Genomic DNA, 20,478 nt, shown 5'->3' with positions numbered 1-20,478 from the left:
GCCTTTGCGATGAAAAACGAGACCTCAGAGCCGATACAGGATCTGGTCGGTCCAGAAGCGCTCGAGCCGATGCAGCGACTTGTTCAGCGTCGCGAACTCCTCGTTCGAGATGCCGCCGACCTGCTCCACCGTCTTGACGTGCTTCTGGTAGAGCGCGTCGACGATGCGGCGGATCTCCTGGCCCTGCGGGGTCAGGCGGATGCGCACCGAACGACGATCGACGCGCGAGCGCTGATGATCGAGGAAGCCGAGCTCGACGAGCTTCTTCAGGTTGTAGGAAACGTTGGAGCCGAGATAATAACCGCGCGTGCGCAGCTCGCCCGCGGTCAGCTCCTTGTCGCCGATGTTGTAGAGCAGCAGCGCCTGCACCGAATTGATGTCGGCGCGACCACGGCGATCGAATTCATCCTTGATGACGTCGAGCAGACGGCGATGCAGCCGTTCCACCAGCGTCAGGGCTTCGAGATAGAGCGACTGGACCGGCGACTGGCCGGGTACACGCTCAGCGGTCTCCACCGCCGTCGCAACGGCTTTCATCATGACACTTCCCCTGTTGTCGTTTTTATCGACTTATTCGACGAAACTTTTGTCCCGCCTGATAGCCGCAACTTAAGGGGGCGGTTTGAACATCCGCTTAAATAAGACAATAAAGAGAGAATGAATTTAAGACAGTGAATCGCGGATTAAGCCTGCGCGCCAAGGACTTCCTGCAACTTTCCATTGACGGTCTCGCCGCCCTGTTCACGCTTCGTCTGCACCCGGTGTCGCATTCCAAAACAGGTCGGCCGGCGCGGATAAGGTCTGCGTAAGAGGTGTGGCGTCCCTGTCACGGTTGCCCAAAGGTTACCGGCAAAATCGCCGAAAATTTTAGGACAGGACCGTGGGTTCCGGCCCGGCCCGATCCCCGCGACGCCTATGGCGGGCGTTCGCGCGCGGCCATCCAGGCGAGCGCAAGATAGGCCGCGAGCATGATCGCTTCGAACCCCACCACGAGCAGGCTGCCGCCATAGATTCCAGGGAACATCAGCTCGATCACCGCCATCGACACCACGGTCGTCAGCCACACCACCGCGCCCCAGGGCGTCGCGAGCCACAGGCCCACGGCGGCGACGAGTTCGATGACGGCGAAATAGACGGTCGCCGCCTGCCAGGCCATCGCCTGGTTCTCGAACGCCTCCTCCTCGCCGCCGACGAAACCCGTCACCTGCGCCCAGTGATAGAGGCCCTTGAGGATCGAGACGACCGCCATCACGCGCAGAAACAGCACGAGCCGTCGCGTCCAGACATTGTCGTCGCTTTCGACGCGGTCGGACGAAATCGCCTCCACCGACATCGCGCCGTCGCGCGGATCGCGGCCGTGAAGCTCAGACATCGAAACGTCCGCCAAGGGCAAGAAAATCGCTCTCCATCGCGCAGTCATGACCGCTCGGCGCGGTAAAATCAATTGGTCGGGACGGGATCTTGCGTGCTAGAATCCGGGCCAAATCCGCTTTTGCCGTTCGAGGAGACAATTTCATGGCGATCAAGTTCGGCCGCCCGATCGAGATGCGTGACACGCCGCGGCGCGAGGCCGCCCTCTCCTCTACGCCCGCCCTCGACCTCGTGATCCGCCCGCGCCGCAACCGCAAGGCGGAATGGGCGCGGCGGCTGGTGCGGGAGAACGTGCTCACCACCGACGACCTGATCTGGCCGCTGTTCCTGGTCGACGGCCAGAACGCCCGCACGCCGGTCGTCTCGATGCCCGGCGTCGAGCGCCTCTCGGTCGACCAGGCGGTGCGCGACGCCGAGCGCGCCGCGAAGCTCGACATCCCCTGCATCGCGCTGTTCCCCTATACCGAAGCCGCGCTGCGCGACGAGCGCGGCTCGGAGGCGCTCAACCCCAACAACCTCGTGTGCCAGGCCGTGCGCGCCATCAAGCAGGAGTTTCCCGATATCGGCCTGCTCTGCGACGTCGCGCTCGATCCGTTCACGAGCCACGGCCATGACGGCTTGATCGAGGACGGCAGGATCCTCAACGACGAGACCGTCGCGGTGCTGGTCAGGCAGGCGCTGGTGCAGGCGGAGGCGGGATGCGACATCATCGCGCCCTCGGACATGATGGACGGCCGCGTCGGCGCCATCCGCGAGGCACTCGACGACGAGGGGTTTGTCGACGTGCAGATCATGGCCTATGCGGCGAAATATGCCTCCGCCTTCTACGGCCCGTTCCGCGACGCCATCGGCTCGGCCAAGACGCTAACCGGCGACAAGCGCACCTACCAGATGGACAGCGCCAATTCCGATGAGGCGCTGCGCGAGGTCGAACTCGACATCGCCGAAGGCGCCGACATGGTGATGGTCAAGCCGGGCCTGCCCTATCTCGACATCATCCGCCGCGTGAAGGACACGTTCGCGATGCCGACCTTCGCCTACCAGGTGTCCGGCGAATACGCGATGATCGCGGCCGCCGCCGGCAACGGCTGGATCGACGGCGAACGAGCGATGCTGGAAAGCCTCGTCGCCTTCAAGCGGGCCGGCGCCGACGGGATCCTGACCTATTTTGCCGCTGAGGTCGCCGCGAAGCTGAAAGCGCACGCCTGAGGTTAGAGCGAACGCGGCCCGGCCGCGGAATCGCCGGAATGTTGCTGCTGCCTATCCTCCCGGGGGCTTGCAAGCGGGCCCGCGGTTCCCATGTCCTGCACGGGACCACACGGAGGACGGGTCATGTCTTACACGGGTTCGGGTAACGGCAGTACCGGCGGCTGGAACAGCGGCAATGTGCCGCCGCATGCGTTCGATCCCTGGTTGCAGCCGGAACTGTTTCGCGGCGCGCTGACGCGCCGGGTGGTTGCATTCTTCATCGACCTGCTGGTGCTGTCGGTTCCCGTCATCCTGGCGGTGATCTTCATCGCCGTGTTCGGTGTGGTCACACTCGGCCTCGGCTGGGCGCTGTTCTGGCTGGTCTCTCCGGCCTCTGTGATCTGGGCTGTGATTTACTACGGCGCCTCGCTGGGCGGGCCGCATTCGGCCACCATCGGCATGCGCGTGATGGACCTGGAATTGCGCACCTGGTACGGCGCACCCGGCTATTTCGTGCTGGGGGCGATGCACGCGGTGCTGTTCTGGATTTCGATTTCCGTGCTGTCGCCGCTCGTGCTGCTGGTCGGCCTGTTTAATGCGCGCCGCCGGCTGCTACACGATGTCGTGCTCGGAACCGTGATCATCAACAATTCGGTTCGCGCCGAGGTGGCGCAGGCCGCGCGGACTTATTGAACGTATTTAAACCGATTGACCGTTAAGCTCCGTAGCGCGATGCTCCATGACGGCGCTTTCGGAGGCGTGACGAGACCCCTTGACCCAACATTCGCGTGATACCCCGCAATTCTATCTGACGGCGCCCTCGCCCTGCCCCTACCTGCCGGGTCGACACGAGCGCAAGGTGTTCACACATCTGGTTGGCGACAAGGCCGGCGACCTCAACGACCTCCTGACCCATGGCGGCTTCCGGCGCAGCCAGTCGATCGCCTATCGTCCGGCCTGCGACCAGTGCCGCGCCTGCGTCTCCGTGCGCGTGGTCGCCAACGAATTCCGCCCCTCCCGCAACTTCCGCAAGGTGCTGGCGCGCAATGCCGACATCATCGGCGAGCAGCGCAGCGCCGTGCCGACCTCGGAACAATATTCCATCTTCCGGGCCTATCTCGACCGCCGGCACCGCCATGGCGGCATGGCCGACATGACCGTGCTCGACTACGCGATGATGGTGGAAGACAGCCACGTCGAGACCCGCATCATCGAGTATCGCCGCCGCACGCCCGACAGCGGCATCACCGGCCGCGGCGCCGACCTTCTGGCCGTGGCGCTGACCGACGTGCTGAGCGACGGGCTGTCGATGGTCTATTCCTTCTTCGAGCCGTCGGAGGAAAGCCGATCGCTCGGCACCTTCATGATCCTCGACCATATCACCCGCGCCCGCCGGCAGGGCCTGCCCTACGTCTATCTCGGCTACTGGATCGAGGGCTCCAAGAAGATGGATTACAAGGGCCGCTTCCTGCCGCAGCAGCGGCTGGCGCCATCAGGCTGGCTCAGGGTCGACGCCTCCGGCGAGGCATCCGAGCCGCAGGACTGAGGCGGCGGCCAAAGCATGATCCGGAAAAGTGGATACCGGTTTTCCGTCGCGACAAACGCAAAACGCGTTTGCGCGGAGATCATGCTCAAATAAGAACCTGAAGCGGGATGCGGTTCAACCTAAAGCCATCGCGCTTCAGGAGCAGACCAGGCCATTTCCCTGCTCGCGGCAGAGCTTCGACAATGCGCCTGCAATATCAACCCCTGCGAGAGTGGTCAGCAAGATGCGCTCGATGCGGGCGGCATCGCGGTCATCCAGCGCCGCCAGATTTTTCTCACGCTTGATCCTGGCGCGGCAACGCAGTTCGGCATCGCTGTCGAGATCCCGCGCTTCGGCAGCCAATTCCGCCGGCGTGAGCGCGTCGACCGGTCCGCTGCCGAGAGAGTCATAAATATCGGCAATCTCGGCATCGCTAGGCGACGTCCTGTTCTCACCGCGCATTTTCCGGTCGAAGCCGTTCTCGATGGCGGCGCGGTTGGCCCGCTCGAGCGCGGCAAATTCCTGTCGTGCCCGCGGGAATTCATTCGCCTCGGCCCCGGCCAGGACATAGGCCTTGCAGGCCGGCGGATCGGCCGCAAGCTTGAGCAGCACCGCCAAACGCGCACGCAATACGGCGTTCAAATGGGCGTCGTCGGCATAAATCTCCACTTCGGCGGCAAGGCTCGCCTTGAGTGCTCCATTGGCCGCGCGCCAGCCGCCCTTGTTGAAGGCGGCCTCCGTGCGGCGAAGAAAGAGCTCTCTCAGGTCGGGATCCTGCGCCGCGATCGAAGCGGCCAGCGGATAGCGCGCGAGATTATTGTCGAACGTCCACTGGAAGGCCGTCCTGTTATAGAAGCCGAGGCCGATCAGGCCCGTCGCAAAGACGAGCCAGGCGGAAACGAGAAGAAGTGGTTTTCTGTCCATCTGATGGCCGCAGCAATCAATCTGCCGCGGCATTCGTCGCACATCGCAGGGCCGGCATCCAATCCAACGCAGCTCCAGCCTTAACGCATTGCTCTTTGCCGTGCCCAAAACAGCATTGAATTTGAAAACGCGGCCTTAAGAATCGCGCGTGCCTCGCTCATCGCACTATCAGATCGAACACCAGCTTCGCGTTCAGCGCGATGATCAAGGCCGCGATCAGCGCTGCAGCGACGGTGAGCCAGCGCGGCGCGGTGAACGGTCCCATCTTGGTGCGGTCGGCCGTGAACATCACGAGCGGCACCACGGCGAACGGCAATTGCAGGCTGAGCACGACCTGGCTCAGGATCAGGAGTTGCCCGGTTGCCTTCTCGCCGGCCCAGATCGTTACCACCACGGCAGGCACGATCGCGATCAGCCGCGTCACCAGCCGCCTCAGCCACGGCGCGATCCGCCAGTTCAGGAAGCCTTCCATCACGATCTGGCCCGACAGCGTCGCCGTGATGGTGGAATTCAACCCGCAACACAGCAGCGCGATCGCAAACAGCGTCGGCGCCAGCGTCGAGCCGAGCAGCGGCGCCAGAAATGCATGCGCCTGGTCGAGCTCGGCGACGTCGGTCCTGCCGGTCCGGTGGAAGGTCGCGCCAGCCAGGATCAGGATCGAGGCGTTGATGGTGAGCGCAAGGCACAGCGCGATCGCGGAATCGATATTGGCAAGCGTGATCGCCTCGCGCCTCTCCGCAAGCGAGGGGCCGTAGCCGCGGGTCTGCACCAGGCCCGAATGCAAATAGAGGTTATGCGGCATCACGGTCGCGCCGAGGATGCCGAGCGCGAGATAGAGCATCTCGGGGTTGCGCAGGATCTCGGTGGTCGGCGCAAAACCGCGGATGACGGCGCCCCAGTCGGGATCGGCGAGCGCGATCTGCACGGCAAAGCAGGCCGCGATCACGCCCAGCATCGCCACCACGAAAGCCTCGATCCAGCGGAAGCCGAAGGCCTGCAGCGCCAGGATCAGGAAAACATCAAGCGCCGTGATGATGACGCCGATCTCGAGCGGGATGTGGAACAGCAGGTTGAGCCCGATCGCGGTGCCGATCACCTCGGCCAGATCGGTCGCGGTGATCGCGATCTCCGCTGACAGCCAGAGCGGAAACGCAACCCAGCGCGGAAAGGCGTCGCGACAGGCCTGCGCGAGGTCGCGCCCGGCGCCGACGCCGAGCCGGGTGCAGAGCGACTGCAGCACGATCGCCATCACGTTGGACAACAGCGCGATGGTCAGCAGCGCGTAGCCGAACTTGGAGCCGCCGGCGAGCGAGGTGGCCCAGTTGCCGGGGTCCATGTAGCCGACCGCGACCAGATAGCCGGGCCCGAGGAAGGCCAGCAGCTTGCGCCCGAACGAACCATCCCTGGCTGTGCGCACCGAGGCGAACATGCCCGCCAGCGACGGATCACCGCGCTCGCCACGCCAGCCCAAGCCGTCCGGCGCGGTCGGAGCCACTTCTGCCGAGGATTCGGAAGCCAAGCCGGGTGATCGCGCGTCCATACCATCAAAGTAAGCCGAACTCGTTCTTTATTGCAACTCATTTGCAACTGCATCTAGCACGAAAGTGAAAACCTGGCGCGAAAGTGAGGAACTCGGAAATCGGGCGGGTAAATCGGGTGGGTTTGGACCTGAGAGGGCTCCACGGTGCGAACAACACTGCAACGGGAGTTCCCCATGAGCGAATCCACGCCCCACCTGCCCCCGACCTTCAACCGCCTGGCGTGGTCCAACCTCGCCGCGCAGTCCGCCGAGCAGATCGCGCTGGCCGCAGCGCCCATCGTCGCCGTGCTCCTGCTCGGCGTCGGCGAGGGCCAGACCGGCCTGTTGCAGACAGCGCTGACCCTGCCCTTCATCCTGTTCGCGATCCCCGCCGGCCTGCTTGCCGACCGCATCTCGCGGCGCTTCCTGATGGCGGGCTCGGAGGCGCTGCGCGCCGCGGCGCTCGCCGCCGTGCTGGCGCTGATCTGGCTCGGCGGCCTGACGATGCCGCTGCTCGCGCTGCTCGGCTTCGTCGCGGTGTGCGGCACGGTGGCCTACAGCGTGGCCGCGCCGGCGCTGGTGCCGTCCCTGGTGAGCCCGGACATGCTGCCGGCTGCCAATGCCAGGATCGAGCTCGCACGCACCGTCGCGTTCGCCTCGGGGCCGGCGCTCGGCGGCGTGCTGGTCGGGTGGATCGGGGCCGCGCCCGCCTTTGGCGTTGCGGCCGCGCTGTCGGCGATCGCGGTGGTGCTGCTGTCGGGCATCTACGAGCCGGCGCGGCCGGCCGCCACACGCCGCCATCCGCTGCAGGAGATCCGGGAAGGCGCCGCCTTCGTGTTTCATCACGCCCTGCTGCGGCCGGTGTTCATCACCCAGTTCATCTTCAACACCGCCTCCTTCCTCGTGCTCGCGGTGTTCGTGCCCTACGCCGTGCGGCACCTCGCGCTGTCCGCAAGCGGCGTCGGCGTGGTGCTGGCGATGTACGGCGTGGGCATGGTGGTGGGCGCACTGCTGGCGACCCGCGCGATCCAGCGCCTCGCCTTCGGCACCGTGATCGGCCTTGGCCCCGTCGCCGGCTTCTTGGCCGCGGTCGTGATGGCGCTGACCACGGTCGTGCCGACGCCATGGCTTGCGGGGTTGAGCTTCTTCCTGCTCGGGGTCGGGCCGATCCTGTGGGTGATCTCGACCACGACGCTGCGCCAATCGGTGACGCCGCCGCGATTGCTGGGCCGGGTTTCCGCCATCAACATCATGAGCTATGGCGCCCGTCCGCTTGGCTCGGCGCTGGGGGCGATCGTCGGCGGGCTCTATGGCGCGGAGATGTGCCTCTATCTCGCGGTCGCAATCTTCGGCGCGCAGGCCATCGTCATCCTGGCGTCGCCCGCCGTCTCGCTGGTGCGCCAGCCGGACATGGTGGTCGAAGGCCACTGCGCGAAGGCGTGAGCGCCGTCGCGCAGCAGTCGATCAGCTCATCAGATAGCGCTCGTAGCTTCCCGACATGGCCTCGTTCGAGGCCATGTCGGGATCGAGCGTGTAGAGCTCCTGGGCGCGGCCGATGCCCCGCAGCGCGTAGCGGCCGGTTGAAACCATGTAACGGCGTCCCGTCGTGTCGAGCCCGGCACGGAACTCGGTCGAGGCGAGAAATTCGCGGTCGATCGAGCGGCACATCGAGGCGATCCGGCTCACCTCGTTGACGGCCGGACCGACCACCGTGAAATCGAGCCGGTCGTCGCTGCCGATATTGCCGTAATAGACCTCTCCGACATGCAGGCCGATATAGGCCGTGGTGACCGGGCGGCCCTCCTGCGAGCGGCGGGCGTTGAGCTTTGCGATGTTCTTGCGGAAGCGATGCTCGGCATTGAGCGCGGCGCGGTGGGCCGCCGCCATGTCCTCGCCGGTGAACATCGCGAGCACGCCGTCGCCGATCAGCTTCAACACGTCGCCGCCGGCATCGTGGATCGCCTCGATCGAGGCCTGCGCATAGTCGTTGAGGAACGGGATGATCTCGCCGGGGCCGATGCTCTCGCTGATCCCCGTCGAGCCGCGCAGATCGGAATACCACAGGACGGCATTGATGCGCTCGGTCACGCCGCGCGAGATGCGGCCGCGCAGCACACGATCGGCCGCGTCGCGCCCGAGATAGACGCGCCCCAGCGTGCGCGCGATGTCGACCTGGGCTGCGGACTTGATCGCGAGCCCCAGGATCGGCACCAGGTCGCGCAGCGACGACAGCTCGGGCTCCGTAAAGCCTCTGTCGCGCCGTGTCGTCCAGTAGGAATAGAAGCAGTCCATCTGGCCGAGCGCGCCGGTCTCGCCGAAGCGATGCACGAAGGCGAGGAAATGCCGATGGCCCTTCGAGGCAAGCTCATCGATCTGCGAGAAGTCGAGCTTCTCGCACTCGGCCAGATCGATCTGCATCTCGTCATGGCCGTGCTCGAGCATGTGGAAGAAGGTCGAGCGCCGCCAGTTTCGCGCGGCATCGCCCTCGGCGGTCGAGCCGTACTCGAACGCGTCGCTCTCGTTGGTTTCGGTATCGGTCCAGCGGAAGCCGCGTCCCTCATAGATCGGATGCAGCGTATCGATGAAAACGAGCCCCCGCGACAGATCGAGGCCTTCGGCGCAGCAGCGCTCGCAGAAGCCGCGCAGCAGCTCGTTCTCGGGAACGCCGGTCAGCCCCTGGCCGACCAGCCAGTTCATCAGGTTCAGACGTGGGGTGAGTTCCATGGGTCGATTATGCCGGGCAATGCACGAAGACGGAAGGCTGGAGGTCCGATTCTGACATTCGCTTCCCATCTCGGGGCCACGTTTGCGAATGTCAGAACCAAAGGACCACCAGCAAAATATTGATCTCGTGGAGCTTTGGATTTGACGTTCGCATGCGGGCGGCGCGGCAAATGGGAGCGAACGTCAAATCCGCTCCACGAGCGAGCTTGACGACAGTTTCATGACGGATGCAAATGCCTCATGGCAGGGCCGCCGGCGCAACAACAAGCTTGATGAGATGGGGCGGCAACTCCCGGTCATTCTGGCCCTCGGCACCACGCAAACGCTGGCCTGGGCCTCCAGCGTCTACCTGCCGGCCATTCTGGCCGACCCGATCGCGCGCGACCTCGGCGTGTCCTCGAACTGGGTGTTCGGCGCCTATTCCGCGGCACTGGTGATCTCGGCCATGCTCGGCCCGCGCGTCGGCCGCCAGATCGACCGGGTCGGCGGACGCCAGGTGCTGTCGCTCTCCAACCTTCTGCTGGCTGCGGGGCTGGCGGTGCTCGGCTTCGCCCATTCCGTGGCGATGCTGTTCGCGGCATGGCTCCTGCTCGGCATCGGCATGGGTTATGGCCTCTACGATGCCGCCTTCGGCGCGCTCGGGCGCACCTACGGCGAGGCGGCGCGCGGCGCCATCACCGGCATCACGCTGATCGCGGGCTTTGCCTCGACCGTCGGCTGGCCGCTGACCGCGCTCGGACTGGAGCACATCGGCTGGCGCGACACCTGTCTGGCCTGGGCGCTCGCGCATCTTCTGATCGGGCTGCCGCTCAACCTCCTGATGATGCCGGCGATCAAGGGCGCCAAGGTCGCCACTGAACCGTCGGAGAAGCCGCACATCCCGATCGACCGCGTCATGATCCTGCTCGCCTTCACTTTTGCGGCGGCCTGGACCGTGACGGGCGCGATGGCCGCACACCTGCCGCGCATCCTGGAGGCGGCCGGCGCGACGCCGGTGCAGGCGGTGGCGGCCGGCGCGCTGATCGGGCCGGCGCAGGTTCTGGCCCGCATCGCGGAGGCGAGCCTGCTCAGCCGCTACCATCCGCTGGTCTCGACCCGCCTGGCCTGCGTGATGCATCCGATCGGCGCGGCCATCCTGGCGCTTGCCGGCGGTGCGGCGGCGAGCGTATTCGCGATCTTCCACGGCGCCGGCAACGGTGTCCTGACCATCGCCCGCGGCACGCTGCCGCTCGCGATGTTCGGGCCGAAGAACTACGCCTATCGGCTCGGGCTGATCGGCGCGCCGGCGCGGCTGGCGCAGGCGGCGGCGCCGCTGCTGTTCGGCCTCTTGATCGAGCTGATGGGCAGCCGCATCCTGGTCGTGTCCTCGGCGCTGAGCCTTGCGGCGCTGGCGGCGCTGGTCATGCTGAACGCGCGGCGAGCGGAGCCCTAGTGGTCCGGTTCTAGCATTCGCGTTCCGTTGCGGCAGGCTCTTTTGCGAATGTTAAAATCATAAGGACCACGAGCAATTCTCGTTGCTCGTGGAGCTTTGGATTTGACGTTCGCATCAAGGACTCCGGACGAAGGTAGCGAACGTCAAATCCGCTCCACGAGGCCCCTTCCCTTCGCCTGTGGTTTGGCGCAGAACAGGCCATGGCGAACGAAACCGGGCCTGACCCGAAGCCCAAAAGCCTGCTGCGCTGGGCGATGACCCCGCCGCAATCCTATGCGGCCTATCTGATCTGCCTCATCCTGGTGTGGCTGTTGTCGTTCTACGTGGGCACGCTGCGTCCCAAGAAGGCCGAGGGCCTCGGCCCGCCGCCGATATCCGCGCCTAAGAACTGAGCGGATCAGGCCTCGCGGTTCAGGCCTTCCTGGCTTCACTCGTCGCGATCCAGATCCCGATGAAGACGGCGACCAGCCCGATCACGAGGTTCGGCGTGATCGGCTCGCCGACGAGTTGCGTCGCGAGCAGGCCGGCGGCGATCGGATTGACCGTCATGGTGTTGGCGACGCGTGTCGGTGTCGCCCGCTCCAGAGCCATCACCCAGAGGATGAAGGCCGCCGCGCCGCCGCCGATGCCGAGGTAAAGCCCGGCGATCCATTGCGGCGTGCCAAAGTCCTTGATCGCGGCGAAGCTGCCGGTGAAAGCGCCCGCGATGAGCAGTGCGACCGCGCCGGTGCCCATCCCGACCGTGAGAAAGCCGAGCGCGCTCGAGCGGCGCATGAACGGGCGCGACAAGACATTGTAGAACGCCATGCAGAATACGGCCGCCATCATGATCAATTCGCCGCGCCAGGCATTCTTTGGCGCCGATGAAAGCCCGGCCGCCAGCGCAGCCGCAACGCCGAGCACGGCGATGCAGACGCCTGCCGTCTTTCGCAGCGTGAGCCGCTCGACGCCGAGCAGCGCCGCCACCACCATGGTGTGCAGCGGCAGCGTCGCCAGCGCAAGGCTCGCGCGCGCCGCGGTCGTGTAGCTGATCGCGATGTTGTAGAGCACGAAGAACACGCCGAAGAAGCACAGGCCGAGCGCCATCACCGGCGGCCAGTCGCGCGGCTGCGGCCAGCGTACCCGCAACAGAAATGCGACCGGCAACAGGCAGAGAAAGCCGATGCCCCAGCGCAGGATCGCGAGCGCAACCGGATCGGCATTGCCGGTCAGATAGCGGGTGATCGCCGCCGCACTGCCGCCAAGGCAGCTCGAGACCAACGCGATCGCAACCCCGATCCACTCGTTCAACGCCGTCCCCCTGCTGCCAGCTACGGATTGTCATTGCGACGAGCGAAAGCGACGAGGCAATCCCGATTTTCCCTGAGCCTTCCGGATCGCGTCGCTGACGCTCGCGATGACGAGCAGAGACGTGCCTGAGATCTAGTCGTAGAACTCCGGCGCCAGTTTCAAGCCATCGCGCTGCGCCTTGTCGTGGTTGATCCAGAGCTGCGCCTTGTCCTTGGTCAGCGTGTCCGCGATACGCTGCATCGAGGCCAGCGTCTGCTCCTTGCTGACGTTGAGCGCCGGCACGCCGCGATTGTCCCAATTGCTCTTGAAGTGCACCGCATCACCCGACAGCACCAGCGCGCCGGTGTTCGGCAGCTTCACCAGCAGCGACTGGTGGCCCGGCGTATGACCCGGCGTGGCGAGGATGGTCACGCTGCCGTCGCCGAACACGTCGCGGTCGCCTTCGAGCTGGGTGACGGGATGGGCGGGGTTGAAGCGCGGCTTGTTGTCGGCGCCGGGCCACTCATATTCCGCCTTCTGCACATAGAGCATCGCCTGCGGAAACATCTCGACATTGCCGATATGGTCGGGATGGGTATGCGAGACGGCCATGGCCTTGATGTCGGCAGGCTTGACACCGATCGCGTCAAGCTGCGCGGCCAGCGTCTTCGGCCGTTTCCAGGTCACCGCCTTTGGATCGGCCGGCGCCAGGCCATTGGGCATCGCCGCGACTGCGTCGGGAATGCCGGTGTCCCACAGGAACCAGTCCTGCTTGTGCTTGATGAGGTAGCAATTGTCGACGAAGTCCATCGACTTGCCTTCGTTGACGCCGGGCGACCAGCGCGAGATGTCGCCGGCGACGCCTTCGCCGCAATTGAGGATATAGAGCCGTTCGGCCGTTTGCGCCTGCGCGCCATTGACGGACCACAGCACGGCCGCGAGCGCGGCCAGACCGACCACCTTGTTCATGCGCCTCTCCCGTGTCGGCACGAACTCCGCCGACACGGGAGAGGCTAGTTCATGGCATGCATGTTGCCCAGACGGCGCGCGCGCCGCATCGATCAAATCGCTGCCAGCACCGCGCCTGTTCAGGTGCTGGCAGCAATTGTCAGCAGGCGTGCTCGTGGAGTGGATTTGACATCCGCTCTCCAAATGGCCGCGAGACTCTAACATTCGCAGAAATGCCTGCCGAGACGAGATGCGAATGTTAGAATCGGACCACTAGTGCGGACAAAGCTCGACCTCGACGGTCACATGACTGAGGCCGCGCAGGCCGCGGAGGCGCTCCTTGTAGTTCGCGGGCGCCAGCGGGTGGTCGGAGACCACCGAGATCACGGCGGCGCGGTGGCCGGGACCGACCTGCCAGAGGTGAAGATCCGTGACCCGGTCACCTGCGGTCTCCAGTCGCGCGCGGATGATACCCTCGAGCTTGCGGTCGACGGAGACGTCGAGCAGCACCGCGCCGGAATCGCGGATCAGGCCGAATGCCCAGCTCGCGATCACGATCGAGCCGACGATGCCGACCGCGGGGTCGGCCCACGCCCATCCCGAGTAGCGCGCGACCAGGAGCGCCGCGATGGCCAACACGGACGTGGCGGCATCGGCCATCACGTGGACGTAAGCCGCGCGCAAATTGTTGTCGCGGTGATGGTGATGATGCGCATGATCATGATGATGATCATGATCGTGGCCGTGATCATGGTCATGGTCATCATCCTCGTGGTCGTGGGCGTGACCGTGATGGTGGTGGTCGTGGCTGTCACGCAAAAGCCAGGCGCTGGCGAGATTGACGCAAAGACCGAGGCAGGCCACCGCGATCGCTTCGCCATAGACGATCGGCACCGGAGAGAACAGCCGCAGCACGCTTTCATAGGCGATCTGCACCGCGATGATGCCGAGGATGATGGCGCTGGAAAACGCGGCAAGGTCGCCGAACTTGCCGGTGCCGAAGGCGAAGCGCGCATTGCGCGCATGCTGGCGCGCGAACAGGTAGGCAATGCCGGCAATGCCCAATGCGGCGGCGTGGGTCGCCATATGCCAGCCATCGGCGAGTAGCGCCATCGAGCCGAAGATCGTTCCGGCCGTGATCTCGCCGACCATCATGACCAGCGTCAGGGCGACGACGAACCAGGTGCGGCGCTCGTTCTGCTCGTGCTGCTCGCCCAGGAAGATGTGGTCGTGGGTCCAGTGGTCGATGGAATGGGAGTGCATCGGATCGCCTCCTGGCGACAATGGTTCCTGTTTCGCCCGACCGTATAGCGCGCCGGAGAGCGAATACTATCACACTTCGCCGTGACGCTGACGGCCGGCAGGCGCCGCGGCGAGGCCGTTCGGGGCGATCGGAAAACGAGGCAGTCTCACACCAGATCGGCCGGGGCAAGCCGGCAGGCCTCCCCGCTCTGCTCGATCTGCAAAGTGGCGTGGCCGATCCGGAAGCGAAGCGCGAGCTCCTCGCAGACCAGGTGCAGGAAGGCGTCGTCGTGGCCGCCCGGCCGCACCAGATGCACGGTCAAGGCGATCTCGTTGGTGCTCATCGCCCAGACGTGCAAATCGTGCACCTCGCGCACGCCGTCGAGCCCGCGCAGATAGGCATGGACGTCAGCGAGCTCGATCTCCTTGGGCACCGCGTCGAGCGCAAGGTTGACGCTGTCGCGCGCCAGCCCCCATCCGCTGACGAGCACCGCCGCCGCGATGACGAGGCTGATGGCGGGATCGAGCCACTGCCAGCCGGTCAGCATGATCAGCGCGGCGGCGACCACGACGCCGAGCGACACGCCGGCGTCGGCGGCCATGTGCAGATAGGCGCCGCGGATGTTGAGGTCGTCGTGCCGTCCGCGCATGAACAGGAGCGCGGTGCCGCCGTTGATGACGATGCCAAGCGCCGCGACCAAAAGCACGGTCCAGCCCGCCACCTCGGCCGGCGCCTGCAGGCGGTTGACGGCTTCGACCGCGATGCCGCCGACCGCGACCAGGAGCAGGCCGGCATTGACCAGCGCCGCCAGGATCGAGGCCCGCCGATAGCCATAGGTGTGCGTCGCGGTCGGCCGCCTGCGGGCGAGCCAGGCCCCGCCCCAGGCCAGCAGCAGCGCCATCACGTCGGACAGGTTGTGCAGGGCGTCGGAAACCAGCGCCAGCGAGTTCGCGGCATAGCCGAAGCCGAGCTCGGCAACGACGAAGGCCGTGTTCAGCGCGGCGCCGACCGCGAAGGCAGAGCCGAAATCGGCCGGTGCATGGGAATGGCCATGCCCGGCGTGATCATGGGAATGATCGTGGTGGTGATGCGCCATGAAAAACAACCGCCGCTGCGATCCCTGGCGGGGGATATAGCGCAACGGCGGATGAATACTATCACAGCCCGGGACTGAGCCGTTTTACGGTTACTCGATCGGCTTGCCGAACTTGTTCGACTTGGGCAGGCCGTGCGCGAGGCGGCCGGCATCGGCGCGGTTGCCGCGCCAGTCCGCCAATTCCTTGGTGCTCATGCTCTGGTCGCGGCCGGCGGAGTCCTTCCAGGTCAGCCCTTCCTTGGAATCGAAGGTCGTGACGTCCGACAGCGAGGCGCTGGTGTATTTCTGCAGGCGCACGCCGCGGCCGCGTGCCATCTCCGGCACCTGGTCGAGCGGGAACAGCACCATCTTGTGGTTGGTGCCGATGACCGCGACCGTGTCGCCGGCGACTGTGGCGATCGCGGTCGCCTCGTTCGGCATGGTGACGTTCATCACCTGCTTGCCCTTGCGGGTGTTGCCGACGCAATCCTCTTCCTTGACGATGAAGCCCTGCCCTTCCGAGCTCGCGATCAGGAACCTGCGCTCGCCCTTGTTGACGAACAGCGACACGATCGCCGCATCCTGGTCGAGGTCGACGAACATGCGGATCGGCTCGCCATGGCCGCGGCCGCCGGGCAGCTTCGCCACGTCGAGGGAATAGAACTTGCCGTTGGTGGCAAACAGCAACAGCTTCGAGGTGCTTTCGGCGAAAAACGCCTGATCGAGCTTGTCGTCGGTCTTGAAGGCCAGGCCCGAGAGATCGGCGACATGACCCTTGAGCGTGCGCACCCAGCCCTTTTCGGAAACCACGACCGTGACCGGCTCGCGCTCGACAAAGGCCTCCTCGATCGCGGCGAGATCATGCTCGGGCGCGTCCGCAAAGGTGGTGCGGCGCTTGCCGAGCGGCGTCTTCGGCCCGAACATGTCGCGGACCTTCTTGACCTGCTCGCCGACCTTGGTCCATTGCTCGGCCTCGGAGCCGAGCAGCGCCTTGATGCCTTTCAGCTCGCCACGAAGATTCTTGTCCTCGGTGCGGATCTCCATTTCCTCGAGCTTGCGCAAGTTGCGCAGGCGCATGTTGAGGATGGAATCGGCCTGAATGTCCGTGAGCTTGAAGGTCTTCATCAAGACCGGCTTCGGCTCGTCCTCGGTGCGGATGATCTTGATCACCTTGTCGAGGTTCAGATAGGCGATCAGATAGCCGCCGAGCACTTCCAGGCGGTGCTCGATCTGGGTCTTGCGGTAGTTGGAGCGGCGCACCAGCACGTCGCGCAGATGGTCGAGCCATTCGCGCAAGGCTTCGGCGAGCCCCAGCACCTGCGGCACGCGGCCGCCCTTGATCAGCACGTTGAGATTCAGCGGGATCCGGGTTTCCAGCTCGGTGAGCCGGAACAGCGATTCCATCATCAGTTCCGGATCGACCGAGCGCGACTTCGGCTCGATGACGACGCGCACGTCCTCGGCGGACTCATCCCTGATGTCGCCGACCAGCGGCAGCTTCTTGTCGTTCAGGAGCTCCGCGATCTTCTCGATCAGCCGCGACTTCTGTACCAGCCACGGGATCTCGGTGACGACCACGACCCAGGTGCCGCGCGAGCCCTCTTCCTTCTCCCATCGGGCGCGGGTGCGGAACGAGCCGCGCCCGGTGGCGTAGGCCTCCGCGATCGCTTCCTTGGAATCGACGACGATGCCGCCGGTCGGGAAATCCGGACCCTTGACCCATTTCAGGAGCGCGCGCGACTTCGCCTGCGGCTTCTCGATCAGGTGCAGCGCGGCGTCGCAGAGCTCGGCGGCATTGTGCGGCGGGATTGAGGTCGCCATGCCGACCGCAATGCCCTGTGCGCCGTTGGCGAGCAGGTTCGGAAAGCCGCCGGGCAGCACCACCGGCTCTTTCGACTGGCCGTCATAATTGGCGCGAAATTCGACGCCGTCCTCGTCGATGCCGTCGAGCAACAGCCGCGCGACATCGGTCATCCGCGCTTCGGTGTAGCGATAGGCGGCGGGATTGTCGCCGTCGATATTGCCGAAATTGCCCTGGCCGTCGACCAGCGGATAGCGCGAGGAGAAATCCTGCGCGAGCCGCACCATGGCGTCGTAGATCGCCTGGTCGCCATGCGGATGGAACGAGCCCATCACGTCGCCGACGATCTTGGCTGATTTCTTGAAGGCGGAGCCCGGGTCGAGCCGCAGCAGGCGCATGCCGTAGAGGATGCGGCGATGCACCGGCTTCAAGCCGTCGCGCGCATCGGGCAGCGCGCGATGCATGATGGTCGACAGCGCGTAGGCGAGATAGCGCTCTTCCAGCGCCTCGCGCAACGGGACCTCGTGAACCTCGGCCGGTTCAGGCGGAATCAGTGTTTTTCCCATGCGACCGGGTTAGACTTTCGGGGTGAATCGGGCAAGGCGCGAATCATGCCCGCTCGCACGCCTTGCCGCCGGGGAGGCCGCTATTTCCAGGGGTTTTGCGGCGAAACGCGGGCGTGAGGCATAGCCCGAACCCCTCTTCCAAGCTAAGGAAGACCCGACCAACGCTTCGAGAGCGGCAATATGCTGGTGCGGCGTCGCAATTTCCTGGCCGGGGCCCTCGGCCTGCCCTTCGTCCGGCTCAGCCTGGCCCATGCGCAGAGCACTGCCAAACCGATCGAGATCGGCTTCGTCTACGAAGGCATCGGCGCCGCCAGCATCCCCAGGGCCAAGGCCTTCCAGGAAGGGCTTCGCTCGAAGGGCTATGAGGAAGGCCGCAACATCACGACCGTGATCCGCAACGGCGAGTCGCATCCCGATCAGTTTGAGCCGCTGGTCCGCGAACTGGTGCAACGTGACGTCAAGGTCCTGTTTGCGGTCGGTCCCGCCATGACGCGGCTCGCCAAGGCCGCGACGCCGACAATCCCCATCGTGGCGCTCGACCTTGAATCGGATCCGATCAAGGCTGGGCTGGTGCAGAGCATCACGCGCCCCGGCGGCAATCTCACCGGCATGTTCTTCGACTTCCCCGACTTTGCGAAGAAGTGGCTGCAGCTCCTCTCTGAGGCGGTGCCCGGCCTTGCCCGTCCCGCGATGCTCTGGGATCCGGCGACCGGCAAATACCAGGCGGACGCTGTCTCGGAAGAAGCCCGCTCGCGCGGGCTCTCGCTGCAGGTTTTGCCGGTGCGGTCGCCAGCCGATTTCGAGCCGGCTTTCGCCAATGGCGTCGATGCGAAGGCGGACGCCATGCTGGTGCTGTCGTCGCCGCTGTTCGGCACCAATCCGAAACTGATCGCCGACCTCGCAATCCAGCGCCGGCTGCCTGCGATCACGTTCTACCCGGAATTTGCGCGGGTCGGCGGCCTCCTCGCCTATGGCACCAACCTGATCGACCTGTTCTTCCAGGCTGGAGTCCTGGTCGCCAAGATCCTCGACGGCGAGCGGCCGGCGACGCTGCCGGTCGAGCGGCCGTCGCGCTTCCAGCTTGTCGTCAACCTGAAGACCGCGGCGCTGCTTGGCGTGACCATGCCGACCTCGATCCTGCTGCGCGCCGATGAGGTCATCGAATAGGCCATCAGACTGCGCGACGACGATCCCCAAGGGTTCCGCTGATGGAACTCGTCCTATCGGATGTCCCACCGGGTGGCTTGGGCCGTCTCGGAAGGCTGCTCGCGCAGGCACCGCCGCGCGGCGTCGATCTGCGCTTCGGTGGCGCCGTGGCTGCGCGCCCAGGTCTCGGCCATGGAGGCGGAGTATTTCTCGACGTAATAGCGGACCACCGAACAGGAGACGCGGTGCACCAGGCCATGATGAGCGCCGCCGCCGGCGAACGCGATCGAGGTAACAGCAGACGACAACAACAGTGCCAGCACCACAGCGCCGACTGCACGCAACAACATAGTGCCCCCAGGAAAAGAGAGTCAGTGCTACCCCACTTGCAGAGCATCACAGGCGTCTGAATCGCGCAAATTAAAGTGGTGGGCGCGACAGAACTGTCACCAGTTATTCGCAGAGCAAACGCGATGCGCGCAGCCGTGGAACCCGCGCGCCATCATCGCGAGGACGCTAGCATCTGTGCCCGTCGCTTCACCACCGCATTGATGAAGCCTTCGCGCGCATCGGAATGGCCCTGCCCGCGCGGTTCCAGCACATGGCGCAGCAGGAATAGTCCGGTCAGACGGAAACCGTCCTGCAAATCCTGGTCCGACCAGTGACCGGCGCCGCGCAGGAACGCCGGCAGCGGCAGCAGCCGGTCGCGCCACGGCTCGCCGGCCGCGCGCGACACCGCGCCGCCCGATTTGGGCGACACATAGACGAGGTCGGTGGTCTCGCCGCTCGCCGCGCAGTTTTCGAGGTCAAGGCCGAAGCCGAGTTCCGTGAGCATCGCAAGCTCGAAGCGGACGAGATGCATGGCGGCCACCCCGGCATCGTCGAAATCGTCCAGCGTCCGCTCCAGCATCCCATAGATGTCCTGGTGCGGATCGCGCTCCGGCAGCAGCCGCGTCAGCGCCGCAAGATGCGTGACGCCGTAGACCGCGTGGGAGGACGCGAGGAAGGTCGCCGCACGCAGCCGCATGCCCTCGATCGCATAGGTGCCGAGATGCTCGTCGAGCCGCGCCCGCCACACCGCACGTACATTGTTGCCCGGCTGCAAGAGCGGCCGCATCCGCGATCCGGCGCCGCCACGCACCAGCCCGAGATGCCGGCCATGCTCGCGCGTCAAGAGCTCGACGATGGCGGAGTTCTCGCCATGCCGCCTCACCCCCAGCACGATGCCGTCGTCGGTCCATTCCATGGGCTAAAGGTATCACGTAGGGTAGGCTAAGCGAAGCGAGCCCACCAAACCGATCAATACGCATCGTCGTGGCGGGCACGGCGCGAAACGCGCCTTTGCCCACCCTACGCAACGGCCGTCCTACGCGTTGAACCAGCCCTGCGCGTCGCCGGTGAACGAGAAATAGAGCCCGGCCGCGGTCAGGAGGCAGGAGACGATTTCGATGCCGCTGTCGAGCGCAAGCCCGCTGTCGCCGATGATCTGCACCAGGGAGATCACGGACAACACGAGCGCGGCGGCAAGCACCCAGCGCGGCCAGTTCCTGCGCTGCCGGGCGGCGAGGTAAACGAAATAGACGAGCAGCAGGATCAACGCGCCGGCCATGACGGTCGCCACCATGATCATGGCTTCCGTCATCTCGGCGCTCGGCGTCCGATCCTGGAACGCGACCGAGAGCGCATCGAGCGTCAGCGACAGATAAAGCAGTGCCTCGAACCAAAGCACGTTGCGGGGTACGTTCAT

At 65.5% G+C, this 20,478-nt stretch carries 20 protein-coding genes; 7 read left to right on the top strand and 13 right to left on the bottom strand.

Features of this window, described 5'->3' with window-relative positions; translation table 11 throughout:
* Nucleotides 1-24: 24 nt before the first annotated feature.
* Together ldtR and QOU61_RS16915 are read right to left on the bottom strand one after the other, a co-directional pair.
* Nucleotides 25-540, bottom strand: coding sequence for a transcriptional regulator LdtR (gene ldtR, locus QOU61_RS16920; protein ID WP_289660645.1), 516 nt, complete (start codon nt 538-540; stop codon nt 25-27).
* A gap of 373 nt (nt 541-913) precedes the next feature.
* Complete coding sequence (locus tag QOU61_RS16915) at nt 914-1,372, bottom strand: DUF6163 family protein (protein ID WP_289660643.1); 459 nt, start codon at nt 1,370-1,372, stop codon at nt 914-916.
* A gap of 143 nt (nt 1,373-1,515) precedes the next feature.
* On the opposite strand from QOU61_RS16915, the gene hemB reads away from it, so the two are divergent.
* The 3 genes from hemB to QOU61_RS16900 all read left to right on the top strand — a co-directional run bounded on the left by hemB (nt 1,516) and on the right by QOU61_RS16900 (nt 4,105).
* On the top strand, nt 1,516-2,580 hold the full coding sequence (gene hemB, locus QOU61_RS16910; protein WP_289660641.1) for a porphobilinogen synthase: 1,065 nt from the start codon (nt 1,516-1,518) through the stop codon (nt 2,578-2,580).
* 123 nt (nt 2,581-2,703) lie between these two features.
* Nucleotides 2,704-3,252 (top strand): RDD family protein, encoded by a 549-nt coding sequence (locus QOU61_RS16905; RefSeq protein WP_289660638.1) that lies wholly within the window; start codon nt 2,704-2,706, stop codon nt 3,250-3,252.
* Between the two features lie 79 nt (nt 3,253-3,331).
* Nucleotides 3,332-4,105, top strand: a complete 774-nt coding sequence (locus QOU61_RS16900) for an arginyltransferase (RefSeq protein ID WP_289660635.1) — start codon at nt 3,332-3,334, stop codon at nt 4,103-4,105.
* A gap of 135 nt (nt 4,106-4,240) precedes the next feature.
* Here the strand turns inward: QOU61_RS16900 and QOU61_RS16895 are convergent, their stop codons facing one another.
* Both QOU61_RS16895 and QOU61_RS16890 read right to left on the bottom strand, forming a co-directional pair.
* Nucleotides 4,241-5,116 carry a hypothetical protein gene (locus QOU61_RS16895; RefSeq protein ID WP_289660632.1) on the bottom strand — a complete coding sequence of 292 codons (876 nt, stop codon included), beginning with the start codon at nt 5,114-5,116 and terminating at the stop codon, nt 4,241-4,243.
* 49 nt (nt 5,117-5,165) lie between these two features.
* Nucleotides 5,166-6,548 (bottom strand): Nramp family divalent metal transporter, encoded by a 1,383-nt coding sequence (locus QOU61_RS16890; protein ID WP_289660629.1) that lies wholly within the window; start codon nt 6,546-6,548, stop codon nt 5,166-5,168.
* A gap of 174 nt (nt 6,549-6,722) precedes the next feature.
* On the opposite strand from QOU61_RS16890, the gene QOU61_RS16885 reads away from it, so the two are divergent.
* On the top strand, nt 6,723-7,970 hold the full coding sequence (locus tag QOU61_RS16885) for an MFS transporter (protein WP_289660626.1): 1,248 nt from the start codon (nt 6,723-6,725) through the stop codon (nt 7,968-7,970).
* 21 nt (nt 7,971-7,991) lie between these two features.
* Here QOU61_RS16885 and QOU61_RS16880 read toward each other — a convergent pair whose 3' ends face one another.
* Nucleotides 7,992-9,251 (bottom strand): adenylate/guanylate cyclase domain-containing protein, encoded by a 1,260-nt coding sequence (locus QOU61_RS16880; RefSeq protein WP_289660624.1) that lies wholly within the window; start codon nt 9,249-9,251, stop codon nt 7,992-7,994.
* 277 nt (nt 9,252-9,528) lie between these two features.
* On the opposite strand from QOU61_RS16880, the gene QOU61_RS16875 reads away from it, so the two are divergent.
* The gene (locus QOU61_RS16875; RefSeq protein WP_289661562.1) at nt 9,529-10,683 is read left to right on the top strand and encodes an MFS transporter; all 1,155 of its coding nucleotides are present in this window, start codon (nt 9,529-9,531) and stop codon (nt 10,681-10,683) included.
* Nucleotides 10,684-10,883: 200 nt separating this feature from the next.
* Nucleotides 10,884-11,075, top strand: a complete 192-nt coding sequence (locus QOU61_RS16870) for a hypothetical protein (RefSeq protein ID WP_289660621.1) — start codon at nt 10,884-10,886, stop codon at nt 11,073-11,075.
* 19 nt (nt 11,076-11,094) lie between these two features.
* Here QOU61_RS16870 and QOU61_RS16865 read toward each other — a convergent pair whose 3' ends face one another.
* The 5 genes from QOU61_RS16865 to parC all read right to left on the bottom strand — a co-directional run bounded on the left by QOU61_RS16865 (nt 11,095) and on the right by parC (nt 17,585).
* Nucleotides 11,095-11,973 carry a DMT family transporter gene (locus QOU61_RS16865; protein WP_289660619.1) on the bottom strand — a complete coding sequence of 293 codons (879 nt, stop codon included), beginning with the start codon at nt 11,971-11,973 and terminating at the stop codon, nt 11,095-11,097.
* Nucleotides 11,974-12,105: 132 nt separating this feature from the next.
* Nucleotides 12,106-12,921, bottom strand: a complete 816-nt coding sequence (locus QOU61_RS16860) for an N-acyl homoserine lactonase family protein (protein WP_289660616.1) — start codon at nt 12,919-12,921, stop codon at nt 12,106-12,108.
* 252 nt (nt 12,922-13,173) lie between these two features.
* Complete coding sequence (gene dmeF / locus QOU61_RS16855; RefSeq protein ID WP_289660614.1) at nt 13,174-14,163, bottom strand: CDF family Co(II)/Ni(II) efflux transporter DmeF; 990 nt, start codon at nt 14,161-14,163, stop codon at nt 13,174-13,176.
* A gap of 146 nt (nt 14,164-14,309) precedes the next feature.
* Nucleotides 14,310-15,239, bottom strand: a complete 930-nt coding sequence (locus tag QOU61_RS16850; protein ID WP_289660611.1) for a cation diffusion facilitator family transporter — start codon at nt 15,237-15,239, stop codon at nt 14,310-14,312.
* A gap of 90 nt (nt 15,240-15,329) precedes the next feature.
* On the bottom strand, nt 15,330-17,585 hold the full coding sequence (gene parC, locus QOU61_RS16845; RefSeq protein ID WP_289660608.1) for a DNA topoisomerase IV subunit A: 2,256 nt from the start codon (nt 17,583-17,585) through the stop codon (nt 15,330-15,332).
* A 180-nt stretch (nt 17,586-17,765) separates the two neighbouring features.
* Here parC and QOU61_RS16840 point away from each other — a divergent pair, with 180 nt between their 5' ends.
* Nucleotides 17,766-18,752 carry an ABC transporter substrate-binding protein gene (locus tag QOU61_RS16840; protein WP_289660605.1) on the top strand — a complete coding sequence of 329 codons (987 nt, stop codon included), beginning with the start codon at nt 17,766-17,768 and terminating at the stop codon, nt 18,750-18,752.
* Between the two features lie 53 nt (nt 18,753-18,805).
* Here QOU61_RS16840 and QOU61_RS16835 read toward each other — a convergent pair whose 3' ends face one another.
* The 3 genes from QOU61_RS16835 to QOU61_RS16825 all read right to left on the bottom strand — a co-directional run bounded on the left by QOU61_RS16835 (nt 18,806) and on the right by QOU61_RS16825 (nt 20,478).
* The gene (locus QOU61_RS16835) at nt 18,806-19,081 is read right to left on the bottom strand and encodes a hypothetical protein (protein ID WP_289660602.1); all 276 of its coding nucleotides are present in this window, start codon (nt 19,079-19,081) and stop codon (nt 18,806-18,808) included.
* A gap of 152 nt (nt 19,082-19,233) precedes the next feature.
* On the bottom strand, nt 19,234-19,977 hold the full coding sequence (gene recO / locus QOU61_RS16830) for a DNA repair protein RecO (protein WP_289660599.1): 744 nt from the start codon (nt 19,975-19,977) through the stop codon (nt 19,234-19,236).
* A 120-nt stretch (nt 19,978-20,097) separates the two neighbouring features.
* On the bottom strand, nt 20,098-20,478 hold the full coding sequence (locus tag QOU61_RS16825) for a hypothetical protein (RefSeq protein WP_289660596.1): 381 nt from the start codon (nt 20,476-20,478) through the stop codon (nt 20,098-20,100).

Origin of the sequence: Bradyrhizobium sp. NP1, from assembly GCF_030378205.1 — a bacterium.
In the GTDB taxonomy this organism is placed as follows: domain Bacteria; phylum Pseudomonadota; class Alphaproteobacteria; order Rhizobiales; family Xanthobacteraceae; genus Bradyrhizobium.
Note: the sequence above shows the minus strand (reverse complement) of the source record. Positions and strands in the feature narration are given on the sequence as shown.

Excerpts from the sequence above, each read along its gene's own strand:
- ldtR (WP_289660645.1), bottom strand. The coding sequence starts at position 540 with ATGATGAAAGCCGTTGCGACGGCGGTGGAGACCGCTGAGCGTGTACCC.
- QOU61_RS16915 (WP_289660643.1), bottom strand. The coding sequence starts at position 1,372 with ATGTCTGAGCTTCACGGCCGCGATCCGCGCGACGGCGCGATGTCGGTG.
- hemB (WP_289660641.1), top strand. The coding sequence starts at position 1,516 with ATGGCGATCAAGTTCGGCCGCCCGATCGAGATGCGTGACACGCCGCGG.
- QOU61_RS16905 (WP_289660638.1), top strand. The coding sequence starts at position 2,704 with ATGTCTTACACGGGTTCGGGTAACGGCAGTACCGGCGGCTGGAACAGC.
- QOU61_RS16890 (WP_289660629.1), bottom strand. The coding sequence starts at position 6,548 with ATGGACGCGCGATCACCCGGCTTGGCTTCCGAATCCTCGGCAGAAGTG.
- QOU61_RS16885 (WP_289660626.1), top strand. The coding sequence starts at position 6,723 with ATGAGCGAATCCACGCCCCACCTGCCCCCGACCTTCAACCGCCTGGCG.
- QOU61_RS16880 (WP_289660624.1), bottom strand. The coding sequence starts at position 9,251 with ATGGAACTCACCCCACGTCTGAACCTGATGAACTGGCTGGTCGGCCAG.
- QOU61_RS16875 (WP_289661562.1), top strand. The coding sequence starts at position 9,529 with ATGGGGCGGCAACTCCCGGTCATTCTGGCCCTCGGCACCACGCAAACG.
- QOU61_RS16870 (WP_289660621.1), top strand. The coding sequence starts at position 10,884 with ATGGCGAACGAAACCGGGCCTGACCCGAAGCCCAAAAGCCTGCTGCGC.
- QOU61_RS16860 (WP_289660616.1), bottom strand. The coding sequence starts at position 12,921 with ATGAACAAGGTGGTCGGTCTGGCCGCGCTCGCGGCCGTGCTGTGGTCC.
- dmeF (WP_289660614.1), bottom strand. The coding sequence starts at position 14,163 with ATGCACTCCCATTCCATCGACCACTGGACCCACGACCACATCTTCCTG.
- QOU61_RS16850 (WP_289660611.1), bottom strand. The coding sequence starts at position 15,239 with ATGGCGCATCACCACCACGATCATTCCCATGATCACGCCGGGCATGGC.
- parC (WP_289660608.1), bottom strand. The coding sequence starts at position 17,585 with ATGGGAAAAACACTGATTCCGCCTGAACCGGCCGAGGTTCACGAGGTC.
- QOU61_RS16840 (WP_289660605.1), top strand. The coding sequence starts at position 17,766 with ATGCTGGTGCGGCGTCGCAATTTCCTGGCCGGGGCCCTCGGCCTGCCC.
- QOU61_RS16835 (WP_289660602.1), bottom strand. The coding sequence starts at position 19,081 with ATGTTGTTGCGTGCAGTCGGCGCTGTGGTGCTGGCACTGTTGTTGTCG.
- recO (WP_289660599.1), bottom strand. The coding sequence starts at position 19,977 with ATGGAATGGACCGACGACGGCATCGTGCTGGGGGTGAGGCGGCATGGC.
- QOU61_RS16825 (WP_289660596.1), bottom strand. The coding sequence starts at position 20,478 with ATGAACGTACCCCGCAACGTGCTTTGGTTCGAGGCACTGCTTTATCTG.